Source organism: Spongiibacter sp., assembly GCF_041602295.1.
In the GTDB taxonomy this organism is placed as follows: Bacteria; Pseudomonadota; Gammaproteobacteria; order Pseudomonadales; family Spongiibacteraceae; genus Spongiibacter.
On sequence record NZ_JBFIGO010000009.1, the window covers coordinates 1 to 16,709 of the forward strand.

General features: G+C 55.5%; 16 protein-coding genes. 11 read left to right on the top strand and 5 right to left on the bottom strand.

The genetic code is table 11. The annotated features are described in order from the left end of the window. From ABYM29_RS03115 to ABYM29_RS03125, 3 genes are all read right to left on the bottom strand, one after another. Positions 1 to 243: hypothetical protein (locus ABYM29_RS03115; protein WP_372861987.1), on the bottom strand; the 243-nt coding region annotated here is incomplete at its 3' end. Between the two features lie 4 nt (positions 244 to 247). Next, positions 248 to 850 (bottom strand): transcriptional repressor LexA, encoded by a 603-nt coding sequence (gene lexA, locus ABYM29_RS03120; protein WP_372861989.1) that lies wholly within the window; start codon positions 848 to 850, stop codon positions 248 to 250. Between the two features lie 187 nt (positions 851 to 1,037). Further along, entirely contained in the window at positions 1,038 to 1,358 is a 321-nt protein-coding gene (locus ABYM29_RS03125) for a DUF6763 family protein (RefSeq protein WP_372861992.1), read from the bottom strand. A gap of 250 nt (positions 1,359 to 1,608) precedes the next feature. Here ABYM29_RS03125 and ABYM29_RS03130 point away from each other — a divergent pair, with 250 nt between their 5' ends. Beyond that, positions 1,609 to 2,727, top strand: a complete 1,119-nt coding sequence (locus tag ABYM29_RS03130; protein ID WP_372861994.1) for a mechanosensitive ion channel family protein — start codon at positions 1,609 to 1,611, stop codon at positions 2,725 to 2,727. A 1-nt stretch (position 2,728) separates the two neighbouring features. Next, a complete protein-coding gene (locus ABYM29_RS03135) occupies positions 2,729 to 3,475 on the top strand; it encodes an S-methyl-5'-thioinosine phosphorylase (RefSeq protein ID WP_372861996.1) in 747 nt (248 codons plus the stop codon). On the opposite strand, the gene ABYM29_RS03140 is transcribed toward ABYM29_RS03135, so the two are convergent. Together ABYM29_RS03140 and mfd are read right to left on the bottom strand one after the other, a co-directional pair. Next, positions 3,440 to 4,216: a CsiV family protein gene (locus ABYM29_RS03140; RefSeq protein ID WP_372861998.1), complete on the bottom strand. Its 777-nt coding sequence runs from the start codon at positions 4,214 to 4,216 to the stop codon at positions 3,440 to 3,442. The two genes, ABYM29_RS03135 and ABYM29_RS03140, sit on opposite strands and share 36 nt — an antisense overlap. A 41-nt stretch (positions 4,217 to 4,257) precedes the next feature. Beyond that, positions 4,258 to 7,692 carry a transcription-repair coupling factor gene (gene mfd / locus ABYM29_RS03145; RefSeq protein ID WP_372862000.1) on the bottom strand — a complete coding sequence of 1,145 codons (3,435 nt, stop codon included), beginning with the start codon at positions 7,690 to 7,692 and terminating at the stop codon, positions 4,258 to 4,260. A 199-nt stretch (positions 7,693 to 7,891) separates the two neighbouring features. Between mfd and ABYM29_RS03150 the strand changes: the two genes are divergently transcribed. The 9 genes from ABYM29_RS03150 (at position 7,892) to nqrM (ending at position 16,670) form a co-directional block, all read left to right on the top strand. After that, positions 7,892 to 9,358, top strand: a complete 1,467-nt coding sequence (locus tag ABYM29_RS03150; RefSeq protein ID WP_372862003.1) for a glyceraldehyde-3-phosphate dehydrogenase — start codon at positions 7,892 to 7,894, stop codon at positions 9,356 to 9,358. 225 nt (positions 9,359 to 9,583) lie between these two features. Continuing rightward, positions 9,584 to 10,924 carry a Na(+)-translocating NADH-quinone reductase subunit A gene (locus ABYM29_RS03155; protein ID WP_372862006.1) on the top strand — a complete coding sequence of 447 codons (1,341 nt, stop codon included), beginning with the start codon at positions 9,584 to 9,586 and terminating at the stop codon, positions 10,922 to 10,924. A gap of 3 nt (positions 10,925 to 10,927) precedes the next feature. Next, a complete protein-coding gene (locus ABYM29_RS03160; RefSeq protein WP_372862009.1) occupies positions 10,928 to 12,124 on the top strand; it encodes an NADH:ubiquinone reductase (Na(+)-transporting) subunit B in 1,197 nt (398 codons plus the stop codon). Further along, complete coding sequence (locus tag ABYM29_RS03165) at positions 12,117 to 12,884, top strand: Na(+)-translocating NADH-quinone reductase subunit C (RefSeq protein WP_372862011.1); 768 nt, start codon at positions 12,117 to 12,119, stop codon at positions 12,882 to 12,884. Before ABYM29_RS03160 ends, ABYM29_RS03165 begins: the two co-directional genes overlap by 8 nt. Before the next feature lie 3 nt (positions 12,885 to 12,887). Next, positions 12,888 to 13,553 (top strand): NADH:ubiquinone reductase (Na(+)-transporting) subunit D, encoded by a 666-nt coding sequence (locus ABYM29_RS03170; RefSeq protein ID WP_372862013.1) that lies wholly within the window; start codon positions 12,888 to 12,890, stop codon positions 13,551 to 13,553. Next, entirely contained in the window at positions 13,553 to 14,161 is a 609-nt protein-coding gene (nqrE, locus tag ABYM29_RS03175; RefSeq protein WP_372862016.1) for an NADH:ubiquinone reductase (Na(+)-transporting) subunit E, read from the top strand. Before ABYM29_RS03170 ends, nqrE begins: the two co-directional genes overlap by 1 nt. Before the next feature lie 27 nt (positions 14,162 to 14,188). Further along, complete coding sequence (nqrF, locus tag ABYM29_RS03180) at positions 14,189 to 15,412, top strand: NADH:ubiquinone reductase (Na(+)-transporting) subunit F (RefSeq protein WP_372862019.1); 1,224 nt, start codon at positions 14,189 to 14,191, stop codon at positions 15,410 to 15,412. Continuing rightward, positions 15,396 to 16,427: an FAD:protein FMN transferase gene (locus ABYM29_RS03185; protein ID WP_372862022.1), complete on the top strand. Its 1,032-nt coding sequence runs from the start codon at positions 15,396 to 15,398 to the stop codon at positions 16,425 to 16,427. Before nqrF ends, ABYM29_RS03185 begins: the two co-directional genes overlap by 17 nt. 3 nt (positions 16,428 to 16,430) lie before the next feature. Further along, positions 16,431 to 16,670: a (Na+)-NQR maturation NqrM gene (gene nqrM, locus ABYM29_RS03190; protein ID WP_372862025.1), complete on the top strand. Its 240-nt coding sequence runs from the start codon at positions 16,431 to 16,433 to the stop codon at positions 16,668 to 16,670. Positions 16,671 to 16,709: the final 39 nt, after the last annotated feature.

The window sequence follows — 16,709 nt, forward strand, 5'->3', positions numbered from 1 at the left end:
AATGCGTTGACCGCGATATTGGCTGTTGGCATCGAGCAGGGGTTTCAGTGGTCGGTCAGCTACCCAGCATAGCCAGCGCTGATCCGAGTGGTTGCTGAGTTGCATGAGCATTGCTGCCAACAAGGTGCGTGACAGATGCGCTTGGCTGCTGAGGCAGATTTCGGTGATGCAGCCCGACGCCGTGGGTTTGGTCAACGATTCGTCAGGGCCGTCGAACAGAGAGCTTTGCTCAATAAGTGCCATTTCTTTAACTCCCGCGCCGTAATACGCCAACACTGAGGCCTTCGATGGCGAAATCTTGTTCGCGTAGATCTACCTCAATAGGGGGGTAATCAGGGTTCTCGGCAATCAGCAGTAACTGGTGCCGGTTTTTCTGTTGCTGTAGGCGCTTAACGGTGACTTCGTCGCCGATACGAGCAACGATAATTTGGCCGTTCTGTGCCACCGGGGTGCGGTGTACCGCCAGTAGGTCGTTCTCGAAGATGCCCGCGTTGATCATGCTGTCACCGCGCACCCGTAAAAAATAATCCGCAGCCGGGGTGAAGAGGTTGGGGGCCATGGCGCAGTAATCTTCAATGTGTTCTTCGGCCAGAATTGGGCTGCCGGCAGCCACTTGGCCAACAATGGGGATGCCTAAATCTTCAGGGAGGCGAATTCCCCGGGAGGCGCCTGGAATGATTTCAATAGCGCCTTTGCGGGCGAGCGCTTTGAGGTGTTCCTCGGCGGCGTTGGGGGATCGGAAGCCCAGCTCTCGGGCGATGTCGGCCCGGGTGGGAGGATAGCCGGTGTCCTCGATGTGACGTTTGATGAGGTCGAGAACCTGCGCTTGTCTGGCGGTGAGTTTTTCCATGTTTATTATCTGTTCATCTATACAGTTACTGTGAGTATATACAGTATTTATTGTTGCGCAAGGTACTCGGGGAAAATTGTTGGGCGTCGCGCTCGGTGGTGCGGTAGGTGGGCAAAAAGAAGCCCGCCCGAAGGCAGGCAGGAGGGGAGCGCGGCAAAAGCGCGGGTCTTGGCCCAGCGCCTCAGCTTCAGAAGTCGTCGAGAATGCCGTTGATCACGTCGGTTTCAATTTCGTGCAGAGGGTTGCCCAGCTGCTCGGGTATCGAGGTGTCGTCCCAGTGGCGGTAATCGTCATCGCTTAACTCAAAGGCGTTTCGCCAATCTTCGGGCTCCTCGATGCCGATTAATTTTAACTGTTGCCAGCTGTCCAGATCATATTCGCAAATTTCACCATCGATGAGCTGTACTTCAATGGTGTCGAGTCCGTCTTCGGCAGCAACCACTTCAAATTGCTGGCTGGTTTCTAGGTCTTTATACCAGCTGCCTACCTGGGGAATTAAAAATGCCATTGCGACCACCTCCTCGTGCTCTACTCTCCAAGCTATCACTTCTCATTGGGGTGTCCAGTAGGGATTTGTGGGGTGTTGGTTGTTGGCGGCTGTGAAATAACGTTAGAGTTTCCCCTCAAATCTAAATGCTTTCAGATAGATGGGGCACTAAGTTAAACTCCTTTTGGTATTTTCACCGACTGTTTTTAGCGCGCATTGTCATAACAGCGCGGGCTATAACAAATAATCTGTATAGAACGGAGGAGCGGCATTGCTATCCAGAGACTGGTTTAAGGGTATTGAGTTTTCCAACTACCCCTGGCTTTCAGAAGTATTCATTGTGGTGCTGATTGCGCTCATTGCCAACTTGCTTGCTGGCCGTCTTTTGAATCGGCTCGCCGAGCGTTTTAAGCAGACTCACAACTTGTGGGACGATGCGGTGCTGCTGGCGGCGCGGCGGCCGCTGATTTTAATGATATGGGTGGTAGGCGCCAGCCATGTGCTTGAGGTTATTGCCGGCAGTACGGATGCGGAGATTTTTTCGGCGTTACAGCCGTTTCGTGCAGTAGCGGTCATGGCGATACTGGGTTGGTTTCTCGTCAGGTTGGTGCGAGAGGTGGAAGCCGGTTTGTTGTCGCGTGACTACAGCGATAATGACGAACCGATCGACCAGACCACGGTGATGGCGCTGGGCAAGTTAGTGCGCAGCGCGGTGATTATCGTGGTGGTGCTGATGATCTTGCAGAATCTGGGCTACAGCGTGTCGGGTGTGTTGGCGTTTGGCGGTATTGGTGGCATCGCGGTGGGCTTTGCTGCCAAGGATCTATTGGCCAATTTTTTTGGCGGCCTGATGGTCTATTTGGACAGGCCATTTTCGGTGGGTGACTGGGTACGCTCGCCGGATAAGGAAATAGAGGGTACGGTGGAGAATATTGGATGGCGGCAAACGCGTATCCGTACCTTTGATCAGCGTCCCCTGTATGTGCCCAATGCCACTTTTACTCAAATAGCGGTAGAAAACCCTTCGCGCATGTTAAATCGGCGCATTTATGAAACCGTTGGGGTTCGCTATGAAGATGCAGAGAAATTGCCTGAGATCATCGCGCGGGTGCGCGAGATGTTAGAGAATCACCAGGAAATTGATCTCGGCAAAACGCTGATCGTTAATTTCAATAAATTCAATGCATCGTCGCTGGATTTTTTCATTTACACCTTTACCAAGACGACTCAGTGGGTGAAGTATCACGAAATTAAACAGGACGTGTTGCTTAAGGTGCTGGCGATCGTGCACGACTGTGGCGCCGATGTGGCCTACCCGACGACCACGGTAAAAATGGACCCATTACACATTGAAAATGCGGCGCATAATGGCGCCGCGCTAGGAGAATAAAATGTCAAAAATCATTGCGGTGATCGGTGGTACCGGGCTGTGTGATTGGCCCGGCGCTCATCTGCAGAGCAGTGAAGAAATCGCCACGCCCTATGGGGCGCCAAGTGCGCCCATACAGCATATGGAATACCAGGGGGCGGAGTTCCTGTTTTTGCCGCGTCACGGTGTCGGTCACTCGTTGCCGCCGCATGCCATCAACTACCGGGCAAATATTCACGCGCTAAAGGTGGCTGGTGCCAATGAGCTAATTGCAGTGAACGCGGTGGGGGGGATTAGTGAGCGCTTTGTTGCCGGTGTAATCGGTTTGCCCGAGCAGATTAATGATTACACTTGGGGTCGCGAGCACACCTTTTACGATGGCCGCGATGGCAAGGTGCAGCACATCGATTTTAGTTACCCCTATTGCGAGGAGTTGAGACTGCGCCTGTGCGCGGCGGCAGAGGCGGCGGGGATCGATATTGAGCCGTTTGGAACCTATGCGGTCACTCAGGGGCCGCGCTTGGAAACTGCCGCCGAAATCCAGCGTCTGGCCCGCGACGGCAACGATATGGTGGGTATGACGGCAATGCCGGAGGCGGCGCTGGCGCGCGAAGCCGGTTTAGACTACGCCTCGGTCTGCCTGGTGGTGAACCCCGGTGCTGGTCTTAGCGATGCTTTGATTACCATGGATGACATACAGTCGGTAATCGATACCGGGATGTTGCAAGTTAAATCACTGCTGTCCCACGCTATCGCCAGTCCCCACTGAAGCTTGTGGCTTGCTGATGATGATCAGCAAGCCAAATAGCGGGTGGTCAATGTAGTGTAATTCGTCGCTGCGCATGCGCCGCTGCTGCTGCATTGCAACGATGCGTTCCACCGGTTCGGCGCCGGCAGGTGGTGCGCTAAGCGGCGGATTTGCGAGGTTGTTTTGGCGCTGAAACTCGGCGTATTCCGGGCTGTTTTCAAAGCTCTCATCAATAAAATCGTCGCCGGTGTCCAGCGCTGGGCGATAGGGCTGGCGCGGCAGGTAATAATTGCCACCCTGGCTGCCAAAACGCGATAGCCAGAGATCGGTTTCAGCATAGAGATAGCGCTCAAGCGCGATACGGACATAGCCCTCCAGCTCGTGGTGTTCCCCCACCTTGGCGCCGCCGCGAAGCAGGATGGCGGGCGCCTTGCGGCGGGGCTGCAGGTCTTGAACCCAACTTTCTTGCAGTAATATTCGATAGCGCGATGACAGTTTTAGCGAGCGCAGCGCCTTGGCGAAATTGGGGTGTAAGTCGCTGACTCGGCTTAGATTGCCGTCGCCGTTGCTGTCCAGTACGGCCCAGTCGCGCGGGTAGCGCAAGTGAAGGTTATCGGGCCAAGATTCGGCGCTATTGGCCGAGGGGTCGTTATTGGCATAGATGACCAAGTCAATCTGGTAGCGCTCATCTGCTTGTGCGTGGGCGGCGACAGACAGGCCTGTGAGTAGCAGGGCGATGCATAGCTGATAAATGCGCGGCATATCTAAAAACTCTTCCTTTTTGAAGCCAGCGTGTATGGCGTTTACTTTGTACTGGGTGTCAGCTGATCTAGCAAGTCGCCTACTTCATTAATGCGCTGATCTGGGCTGTCCATCGCAGCTTTGAAACGCAGTGCATTGGCGCCGTCTAATTGGTAGCGCAGGGCGTTTTTTTGCACTAATTGGACAATAGCCATGGGTTCAACCTGGGTGTCTTCGGCAAATTCAACACGGCCGCCACTGGCCGAGGCTTCAATTTTTCTCAAGCCCAGCGTAGCGGCGCGCTGGCGAAGTGCCGCACAGCGAAACAGATTTTTGCAGGGTTCAGGCAGCAGTCCAAAACGGTCGATCATTTCGACTTGTAAGTCGCGTAGCTCTTCGTCGCCAGCGGCGCTGGCAATGCGTTTATAGAGCATCAGGCGCTGCTGCACATCTGGCAGGTAGTCGTCGGGGATCAATGCTGGAATGCGCAGATTGACTTCGCTGTGGTCGGCTTGGCTGTCTTCGAGGTTGATTGTTTTGCCGTTTTGGATGGCCTTCACCGCGCGATCCAGCATTTCCATATACAGGCTGAAGCCAATGGAGTGAATTTGGCCACTCTGACCTTCACCTAACAACTCGCCGGCGCCGCGGATTTCCATGTCGTGGGTGGCCAGGGTAAAGCCCGCGCCCAGATCGTCGGCTTCGCTAATCGCGGTAAGGCGTTTTTCGGCGTCGCGGCTCAGCTGTTTGGCCGGCGGCGTCAGCAGGTAGGCGTAGGCTTGGTGATGGGAGCGGCCTACGCGGCCACGCAGTTGATGCAATTGGGCCAGGCCGAACTTGTCGGCGCGCTCAATGATAATAGTATTGGCATTGGGGACGTCGATGCCGGTTTCGATGATGGTGGAGCACAGCAGCACGTTGTGGCGCTTGTGATAGAAATCGCTCATCACTTGTTCCAGTTCGCGCTCGCGCATTTGTCCGTGGCCGATACCAATGCGCAGCTCAGGCAGCATTTCTTGCAGGTCTCGGGCGGCCTTGTCGATGGTTTTGACCTCGTTGTGCAGGTAGTAGACTTGGCCGCCACGAAGGATCTCGCGCAATATGGCTTCTTTAATCAAGGCATCGTCGCGTTCGCGCACAAAGGTTTTTACCGATAGTCGTCGCGCTGGTGGGGTGGCGATTATTGACAGGTCGCGAATGCCCGACATAGACATGTTGAGTGTGCGCGGGATCGGTGTAGCGGTGAGCGTCAATACGTCGACTTCTGCGCGCAGGTTCTTTAGAGCTTCTTTCTGTCGCACCCCAAAGCGGTGCTCTTCATCGATGATCACCAGTCCGAGGTTGGCGTATTGGATGTCGCCGCTGAGCAGTTTGTGAGTGCCGATTAAAATGTCGATCTTGCCGGCTTGCAGCTCAGCGATCACCGCTTTTTGCTCGGCGGCCGTGCGAAACCGTGATAACACTTCAATTTTTACCGGCCAGTCGGCAAAGCGGTCGCGGAAGGACTCGTAGTGCTGTTGGGCGAGTAGTGTGGTGGGTACCAAGATGGCGACTTGAGTGTTGTTCTCCACCGCCACAAAGGCGGCGCGCACGGCAACCTCGGTTTTTCCAAAACCGACATCCCCGCACACCAATCGGTCCATGGGTTGCTTCGAGCGCAGGTCTTTAACCACGGCGTCGATGGCCAGTTGTTGGTCGGGGGTTTCCTCAAAGGGGAAGTCGTCGGCGAACGTTTGATAGTCGCCGCTCAGTGCAAATGAACGCCCTTGGCGGGCTTCGCGGCGGGCGTAGATGTCCAGCAGTTCGGCGGCCACGTCGCGAATTTTCTCGGCGGCCTTGCGCTTGCTGCGACTCCACTGGTCGCTGCCCAGTTTGTGCAGCGGGGCGAGCTCGTCGTCGGCGCCGCTGTAGCGACTAATGAGTTGTAGTGAGGATACGGGTACATAGAGTTTGGCGCCGTCGGCGTACTCCAGGGCGAGAAATTCATTGCTCTGCTGGTCGATGTCGAGGCGGTGTAGTCCGAGATAGCGACCGACGCCGTGGTCTGCGTGTACCACTGGTGCGCCGATGCGCAGTTCGGCTAGGTTGCGGACCACCGCTTCGGCGTTGCTGCTGGCTTTGCGGCGCCGGCGACTCTGTGCAACACGACGGCCGAACAGCTGTGCCTCGGCGACCACGGCAAAGGGGGTGGGTTCGCTAAAGGCCAGGCTTTGTTCCAGGTTGGCTGTGGTAATGGCCAGTGGGCTGTCGCTGGCGATAAAGTCCGCCCAGCTATTGCAGAGTTGGGGGTGCAGTTGCTGGGCATTGAGCAGCTCTAGCAGGGCTTCGCGGCGGCCGGCGGATTCCGCACACAGAAGTACTCGCCGGCCGGCGAGAAAGCTGCGCAGCTGGGCTAGCGGGTCACTGGCGCGACTATCGATGTCTAAATTAGGCAGCGGTTCACTGCTGAGATTGAGTTCAGGGCGGCTGACGGTGGCGCTGTCCAGTCGCAATCGCGGGTAGCGTTTGATGTCGGCAAATAGCTCGGGAACAGGAATAAACAACTCGGCGGGGCTGAGTACCGGCCTTTGGGTGTCCCCGCAGCGCTGTTCGTAGCGCTGGTGGATGTCCTGCCAGTAGTGTTCGGCGGCGGCCTCGATGCCGGCGCAGCGCAACAGGGCCGTGCGCTCGGGCAGGTAATCGAACAGGCTGCCGCAGCGATCAAAAAACAGTGGCAGATAATATTCCACGCCAGCGGGGGCGATGCCGCTGCTGACGTCTTGATAAACCGGGCATTTGCGGTGGTCGACGTTGAAGCGCTCGTGCCAGCGGCGGCGGAAACTGGCGATGCCGTCGTCGTCGAGAGGAAATTCGCGCCCGGGTAGCAGGTCGATAGCGGTCACTTGCTCTAGGCTGCGCTGGTTCTCCGGGTCAAAGCTGCGCAGGCTGTCGATTTCATCGTCGAGTAAGTCAATGCGGTAGGGTAACTCGCTGCCCATGGGGTAGATGTCGAGCACGGCGCCGCGCAGGGCGTATTCACCGTGTTGATACACCGTGTTGACGTGGTGGTAGCCACCGTTTTCTAGATTGCGGCGAAAGGCGGCTAGGTCCAGAGTTTGTCCACGTCGCAGCTGTAGGCTGTGCGCGCTGAGGTAGTCAGGTGGGGCAATGCGCTGCATTAGCGAGCTTATCGGAGCAACGATAATGCCTTGTTGTAGCTGGTTTATTTCCGTCAGGCAGCGCAGTCGTTCAGAAATAATGTCCTCGTGGGGGGAAAAATTGTCGTAGGGCAGGGTTTCCCAGTCCGGCAGCAGCTTAATGGGCAGTGTGGCGGCAAAAAAATGTAGGTCTTGTTCCAGGCGATAGGCGCTGGCTGTATCGGCTGTGATGACTAGCAGCGGTCGCTGTAATTGGGCGGCCAGCTCGGCGCTGACCAGCGCCTGGCTGGCACTGCTTATATTGCCGAGATCGAGGCTCTGCGTGGCGTTTAGGGTTAGGTTGTCGGGTAGCTGTATCACGGTTGCGGTGTCATTGGCTGGCAAGGGAGGGCATTGTAACGTGTCGGCGCCGCGGGAATAACCCCGACGATCAGCACAAATGCGGGGCTAAAACACCGACATTGGTAGCAGTTGACAGTTGTGGAGGTTGATCTGGGTGGCGTGAATAAAGATAATACGCGCTCCTGAATTTTCCCCCCGACAGCAAAGGGTATCTGCCGTGACTGAGAGAAGACGAGAGCGTCCTGATGATTACTTCGCCGACTGGAAAGAGCGCGAAGCATTAGCCGAGGGGATGATTCCCCTGATTGGTAAGCTCTACCGCAGCAACAACGTCAAAACCTACATCTATGGAAAGAATCTGGTCAATCTTTCTGTGCTGGATATCATGCAGGCGCATCGCTTTGTGCGCCAGGTTGAGCAAAACGAGCTGTCTGAGTACGAAACTTTCCCGGTAATTCAAGCACTGGCAACCCTGGACTTGGGTACTGCACATATCGATGCTGGTCGTATTGCCGTTGCCTATGAAGAGCAGGGCAAGCCCGCAGGGCAGAGCGTCGATGAATTTGTGCGCAGCCAGGTAGCGGGTTTGATCGGCGGCACGAAGGAGCCGACACGTCCGCCACGTGATGTTGTGCTCTATGGCTTTGGTCGCATCGGTCGCCTGATGGCGCGCCTGTTGGTAGAGAAGGCCGGTGGCGGTGACAACCTGCGTCTGCGTGCGGTGGTGGTTCGTCAGGGCGGTGCGGAAAATGACTTGGTCAAGCGCGCATCACTGTTGCGTCGCGATTCAGTACACGGCCCCTTTAATGGCACGATTCGCGTTGACGAAGAGCGCCAGTCCTTTGTGGCTAACGGTGTTGAAGTGAAGGTGATTTACGCCAATTCCCCCGAGGAAGTGGACTACACCCAGTACGGCATTAAAGACGCGATTCTGGTTGATAACACCGGCAAATGGCGCGACGCTGAAGGCTTGTCCATTCATCTTTCGCGCCCCGGTATTGCCAAGGTGATTCTGACCGCACCGGGCAAAGGCGATATGAAAAATATCGTTGCCGGCGTCAACAACGATGAAATTCTCGACAGTGACACGATTATTTCTGCGGCCAGCTGCACCACCAATGCTATCGCGCCGCCGCTGAAAGTGTTGGATGACCGCTTTGGTATTGAAAATGGTCATGTGGAAACGGTTCACTCTTACACCAACGACCAAAATCTCATCGACAACTACCACAAGGGCGATCGCCGTGGGCGCAGTGCGCCGCTGAACATGGTTATCTCTGAAACCGGCGCTGCGAAAGCGGTGGGCAAGGTGCTTCCGCAGATGTTGGGTAAGTTGAGCGGCAACGCGATTCGCGTACCGACCCCCAATGTGTCGCTGGCCATTCTTAAGCTGAACCTGAAAGCAGAGACGACAGCGGAAGAGCTTAACGAATATATGCGCAAGGTGGCGCTGCATTCGCCGCTGCGCAAGCAGATTGATTACTCCAATTCCCCAGAAGTCGTATCCAGTGACTTTGTCGGCTCGCGTCACGCCTGTGTGTTCGACAGCGAGGCCACCATTGTTAATGGCAAGAGTGCGATCCTCTACTGCTGGTACGACAACGAGTTTGGCTACAGCTGCCAAGTGCATCGTGTGCTGGAGCAGATGGCTGGAGTCTCTTACGCGGTATACCCGGCCGAATAATCGGCGCTAACGGCCAGTGACGTGGGGAGCGGAGCTGGCCGCTTTGTATAGTCGGGCTGGCCCCTGTGGCCAGTTTCGCCGTGACATTCCGCGCTGCGAGTCTATATACTTGCGGCAGTTTTTAGGCAGGGTGACTGTGTTCACCTCGTCGTTCTGGGCCTGTGTCGGTCCAGACTCGCAGAATTACATTTTTCGCGTTTAACCATAAGAGTGTCAGAGAACCTTATGATCAAAATCTCCAGGGGCCTGGATTTGCCCATATCCGGCGCGCCCGAGCAACGCATTGAGTCTGGACCCAAGGTCCGCTCGGTGGCAGTGCTCGGATTCGATTATGTCGGTATGAAGCCGACAATGTCAGTGAAAGTAGGGGACCGGGTGAAAACCGGGCAACTGCTGTTTGCCGACAAGAAAACCGAAGGCGTGCGTTACACCGCTCCGGCCACCGGAGTTATTTCAGCCATTAACCGCGGCGAGAAGCGCGTGCTTCAGTCTGTGGTGATCGACGTTGAAGACGACGATTATGAACAATTTGCCAGCTACCCGGCCGAGCAGCTCGCTCAGCTGAGTCGCGAGCAGGTTGCGGACAATCTCCAGCAGTCGGGGCTGTGGACGGCGCTGCGCACGCGGCCGTTTAGCAAGGTGCCGGCGCTCGACGCCGAACCGGCGGCGATCTTCGTTACCGCAATCGACACGCATCCACTGGCGGCTGATCCGCAGTTGGTGATTGCTGAAGCCCAGCAGGATTTCAGCAATGGGCTTGAGCTATTGTGCAAGCTGACCAGTGGCAAGGTGCACCTATGTGTTGCGCCGGGCAGCACGGTGCCCAGCCTGGATAACAGCCAGCTGCATGTGAGCGAGTTTTCCGGCCCGCACCCTGCGGGTTTGGTCGGTACTCATATGCATTTCCTCGAGGGCGCGAGCCTGAGCAAGCAGTTGTGGCATGTCGGTTATCAGGATGTGATTGCCATTGGCCGCCTGTTTACCACGGGCACGCTGCAGACCGATCGCGTTGTGGCCTTGGCGGGTCCCCAGGTTGAGCAACCGCGCCTGCTGCGCACCCGGGTCGGTGCGAGTTTGGACGAGTTGTGCGCAGGCCAATTGAAGGCCGGTGATAACCGGGTTATTTCCGGGTCTGTACTGGGCGGCAGAACATCGCGGGGCGCCATGGCTTATTTGGGGCGCTATCACAACCAAGTCAGCGTGTTACTGGAAGGTGCGCAGCGGGACTTCATGGGGTGGTTGTCGCCGGGTGTTAACAAACACTCGACGCTGCGTATTTACTTGAGCCAGTTTCTTAACAAGCGTTTGCCGTATACCACCAATACCAATGGTAGTGAGCGCGCCATGGTGCCGGTGGGCGCCTACGAGCGCATTATGCCGCTGGATATTTTGCCGACGCAATTACTGCGCTCGCTGATTGTTGGCGATACGCAAATGGCGCAGGACTTGGGTTGCCTGGAATTGGATGAAGAAGATTTGGCGCTGTGTACCTATGTTTGCCCCGGCAAATATGAATACGGCCCGATTCTCCGCGACAATCTCAGCCGTATTGAGAAGGAGGGTTAAGCCATGGGTTTGCGAAGTATTCTCGACAAGCTGGAACCGCATTTTGAAAAAGGTGGCCGCTATGAAAAGTGGTATGCCCTCTATGAAGCGGCCGACACTATTTTCTACTCGCCGGGCTCGGTGACCAAAACCACTGCCCACGTTCGCGACGGTGTGGATCTTAAGCGCATTATGATCACCGTGTGGTTCTGCGCCTTTCCAGCCATGTTCTACGGCATGTGGAACATCGGTTTTCAGGCCAATACCATTATGGCCGAGATGGGTATCGCTGCCGGTGAAGGCTGGCGTCACGCCTTGATCGGTATGTTTGCCGGTTACAATCCGGCGAGCCTCTGGGATAACTTCTGGCACGGCTTTTGGTACTTCATCCCCGTTTACGCGGTCACTTTTGTGGTGGGCGGTTTCTGGGAAGTGCTGTTTGCCATGAAGCGCGGCCACGAGGTCAACGAAGGCTTCTTTGTAACCTCTATCCTGTTTGCCCTGATCTGCCCGCCGTCGATCCCGCTGTGGCAAGTTGCCCTGGGCATCAGCTTTGGTGTCGTCGTGGGTAAAGAAGTATTTGGCGGTACCGGCAAAAACTTCCTCAACCCTGCGCTGACAGGTCGTGCCTTCTTATTCTTTGCCTATCCCGCTCAGCTTTCTGGCGACGCGGTATGGACCGCAGTAGACGGTTATACCGGCGCTACTGCTCTGTCTATTGTGGCCAGCGATGGCATGGCGGCACTGCAAGACAAGTTGACGTGGTTCGACGCCTTTAGCGGCAATATGCACGGCTCTATGGGTGAAGTGTCCACCATCGCGATTCTGCTTGGCGGCGCCGTTCTGCTGTGGACCGGTATTGCCTCCTGGCGCATTGTGCTGGGTGTATTCAGCGGGATGGTCGCACTGTCACTGCTGTTTAACGGCATTAGCAGCGACAACCCAATGATGGCCATGCCCTGGTACTGGCACTTTGTATTGGGTGGTTTTGCCTTTGGCATGATCTTTATGGCGACAGATCCGGTGTCGGCGGCAATGACCAATACCGGCAAATTTATCTTCGGCCTATTGATCGGTTGTATGGTCGTGCTGATTCGCGTGGTTAACCCCGCCTTCCCAGAAGGCATGATGTTGGCGATCCTGTTCGCTAACCTGTTCGCACCATTGATTGATCATTTCGTGGTTCAAGCAAACATCAAACGGAGGTTGGCACGTGGCTAATAACGACAGTATCCAAAAAACACTGCTGGTCGCGGTAACACTCTGTATCGTCTGCGCACTGTTTGTCTCCTCGGCAGCGGTAATGCTCAAGCCGGCTCAAGTTGCGAACAAGGCAGAAGACCGTAAGGCCAACATCCTGGCCGCCGCAGGTATGCTCGACCCTGAGAAGAGCATTGACGAGCAATTTGAACGGGTCACCACCCGTATTGTTGACCTCAACACCGGCAAGTTCACCGATAAGTTTGATCTTGCCAGCTTTGAGCAGAGCAGTATTGCCAAGAACCCTGAGACCTCGGTGGATTTAGGCGCCGGCGATATTGCCAAGATAAAGCGGCGCGAAAATTACGCGACGGTTTACCTGGTGGAAAGCAATGGTGAGCTGGACAAAATCATCCTTCCAGTGCGCGGTGCGGGCCTGTGGTCGACACTGCATGGCTTCCTGGCGCTGGAAAGCGACTTTAATACGGTTGCGGGCTTGGGCTTCTTCGAACACGGCGAAACACCCGGTCTAGGGGGGGAAGTTGACAACCCTAACTGGAAAGCACTGTGGCCTGGCAAGAAGGTTTACGACGAGGGTGACGCGAAAATTCAGTTGATCAAGGGCAGTGTTGATGCCAATACGGCGGAAGCAGAGCACAAGGTTGACGGTTTAAGCGGAGCAACTTTGACCAGTCGCGGTGTAACCAATCTACTGCAATTCTGGATGGGCGAGAATGGGTATAAGCCGTTCTTGAGCAAGCTGCAGTCAGGGGAGGCCTAAGTAATGGCAACGATGAAAGAGGCATTGACCTCACCCATATTTAAGAACAACCCAATTGCGCTGCAGATTCTCGGTATTTGTAGTGCGCTGGCGGTAACCTCAAGCATGAAGGTTACCCTGGTAATGTGTATTTCGGTGATCTTCGTAACCGCGTTTTCTAACCTTGCGGTATCGATGATTCGCAATCACATCCCCGGGGCGATTCGTATCATCGTGCAAATGGTGATTATCGCCTCCCTGGTTATTGTGGTAGACCAGGTGCTCAAGGCTTACGCATATGCTATCAGCAAGCAGCTGTCGGTATTTGTTGGTTTGATTATTACCAACTGTATCGTCATGGGGCGCGCCGAAGGCTTCGCGATGAAGAACCCACCATTAGCAAGTTTTATCGATGGTATCGGTAACGGTTTGGGTTATAGCGTAGTGCTGTTCAGTGTTGCCTTTGTACGTGAACTACTGGGCTCAGGCAGCTTGTTTGGTGTTGAGATTCTTGCCACCGTTAACAATGGCGGCTGGTATTTGCCCAATGGCCTGCTGTTGTTGCCGCCTAGCGCCTTCTTCTTGATTGGTTTCTTTATCTGGATCCTGCGCAGCGCCGACAAAGAGCAGGTAGAGAAAGAAGAATTCAAAATCACTAAGAACAGCCGTAGCGTGAAGGAGGCCTTCTGATGGAGCACTATCTCAGCCTGTTCGTCAGGTCGGTGTTTATCGAGAATATGGCCCTGGCCTTCTTCCTCGGTATGTGTACCTTCTTGGCGATTTCTAAAAAAATTCAGGCCGCTATTGGTCTCGGTATCGCGGTCATCGTGGTGCTGACGCTGACGGTACCTGTCAACAACCTGATTTACACCTATTTGCTGCGCGAGGGGGCCCTGGCTTGGGCTGGATACCCCGATGTGGATCTGAGTTTCCTCGGTCTGCTGAGCTATATCGGTGTTATCGCGGCCATCGTCCAGATTATGGAGATGTTCCTCGATAAATTTGTCCCTGCACTGTACAGCGCGCTGGGTGTGTTCCTGCCGCTGATCACTGTGAACTGCGCCATCATGGGTGGCTCGCTGTTTATGGTAGAGCGCGACTACAACTTTACCGAGTCGGTTGTCTACGGCGCCGGCGCTGGTACCGGCTGGGCGCTGGCAATCACCGCCCTGGCGGGTATCCGCGAAAAGCTCAAGTACAGCGATGTGCCCGAGGGCCTGCGCGGCCTGGGTATTACCTTTATCACCGTTGGTTTGATGTCGTTGGGCTTTATGTCCTTCGGCGGCATCGATCTGTAACCGAGACGAATAACTGGAGACGTTTTAATGAATACAGTGGTTGTTCTCGGTGTGACGATGTTTACCGCGATCGTGCTGTCGCTAGTCGCAGTCATTTTGATCGCGCGCTCGCGTCTGGTGAGTAGTGGTAACGTCACCATCGAGATAAATGGCGAAAAAACTATCAATGTGCCGGCGGGTGACAAGCTGCTGGGCACTTTGTCCAATCAGGGGATCTTTCTGGCATCGGCCTGTGGCGGCGGTGGTAGCTGCGCGCAGTGCAAATGTATTGTGAAAGATGGCGGTGGTTCGATGCTGGCTACCGAAGAGGCGCATTTCAGCCCCCGCGAGGCCCGCGAAGGTTGGCGCCTGTCTTGCCAGACTCCGGTCAAGCAAGACATGGTGATCGAAGTGCCAGAAGATGTGTTCGGCGTTAAGCAGTGGGAGTGTACCGTTGCCTCCAACCCGAATGTGGCGACCTTTATCAAAGAGCTGACACTTCAATTGCCAGAGGGCGAAAATGTCGATTTTCGCGCCGGGGGTTATGTGCAGCTGGAATGCCCGCCGCACCACGTGAAGTACTCCGACTTTGATATTCCCGAGGAGTACCGCGGCGACTGGGAGCGTTTTGGCTTCTTTAACGTAGAGTCGAAGGTCGATGAGACAGTGATTCGCGCTTACTCGATGGCCAACTATCCCGAAGAAAAAGGGCTGGTGAAGTTCAATATTCGCGCGGCGACGCCGCCGCCGAACAACCTGTCACTGCCCGCCGGCCAGATGTCTTCCTGGGTGTTTAGCCTCAAGCCTGGCGACAAGGTGAAGGTCTACGGTCCTTTCGGTGAGTTCTTTGCCAAGGAAACCGATGCCGAGATGGTGTTCATCGGCGGTGGTGCCGGTATGGCGCCGATGCGCTCGCACATCTTCGACCAGCTCAAGCGCCTGAACTCCAAGCGTAAAATTTCGTTCTGGTATGGTGCGCGCTCGCTGCGTGAAGCCTTCTACATGGAAGAGTACGACAAGCTGGCTGAGGAAAATGACAATTTTGAGTGGCATCTCGCCCTGTCAGACCCGCAGCCCGAAGACAATTGGGAAGGCTTGACTGGCTTTATTCACACCGTACTGTACGAGAATTATCTGAAGGACCACGAGGCGCCCGAGGATTGTGAGTACTATATGTGTGGGCCGCCGATGATGAATGCCGCGGTGATCAAAATGCTGGAAGACTTGGGTGTAGAACCGGAGAATATTCTGCTTGATGATTTCGGTGGTTAATCGCGTTCAGTCCATGGAAAAAGCAGCCTTCGCGCTGCTTTTTCTGTTTTTAAGTGCCTGTAGTCCCGCCCCTGAAGAGATTATTCAATTCAGCGGTAAGACGATGGGGACGACTTACCACGTCACGCTGCGCAATCCGGGTAATCTTGAAAGCGCTGTGCTGAAGCAACAGCTCGACTACCAGTTGGCGCATTTCAATCGAATTGCCTCGACCTATATCGACGATTCAGAGCTTAACCAGCTGAATCGGGCGCCGCTGGCAGAGTGGCAGCAACTGAGTGAGCCGCTTTACAATATTCTCAGCCTGGCGATGGAGGTCAGTTGGCTGACTGCCGGGGCGTTTGATATTACTGTGGCGCCCTTGGTCGATATCTGGGGCTTTGGCCCTCTGCAGCGTGAGGGCAGGCCCTCTGAGGACGAGATTGACGCGGCGCTGGCCAATGTCGGCTTTGCTCAGCTTCAGCTCGATATGCTGGCGCCTCGGGTGATGAAAGCCGCGGCGTTAAAAATAGACCTGTCGGCAATTGCCAAAGGTTACGGTGTCGATGCGGCGGCGGTGTGGCTGCACTCGCTGGGTGTGCAGGATTATCTGGTCGAGATTGGCGGTGAGATGCGCGTAGCGGGCAAAAGTCCCCGTGGCGATGCCTGGCGCATTGGCGTGGAGAGCCCCAATGGTGGGGAGCCTCAGCTGGCTATCGCACTGGAGGATATCGCGGTGGCGACCTCAGGGGATTACCGCAATTATTTTGAAGAAGATGGTGTGCGCTACTCACATACTCTAGACCCGCGCACCGGGCGGCCGATTCGCCATTCACTGGCCTCGGTCACCGTGCTTGATGCATCCTGTGCCTTTGCCGACGCCATGGCCACGGCCTTTTCGGTGATGGGGGTAGAGCGTACACTGGCACTGGCCGAGTCCCAAGGGCTGGCAGTGTATCTTATTGAAAAGACGGATGAGGGTTTTGTCAGTCGCTACAGTTCTGCATTTGCCCCCTACATTCACCCACAGGAGTAAGTTATGGCGACCATTTTGGCCACGATTATTTTTATGCTGCTAGTTGTCACTGCCATGTCGGTGGGGGTGATCTTTGGACGCAAGCCCATTGCCGGCTCCTGCGGTGGCGTTGGCGCGGCTTTGGCTGACCCTGATTATGTCTGCGATCTCTGCGGCAATGACCCCAACAAATGCCGGGAAGAGTCTGAAAAGGCAGCAAGCCACCGTGACAGCGGGCAATTTTACGATGCCAGTGGTGACTGAAAAGTTCACTTTGCCTAGCGTGCAATTAATACGCTACTG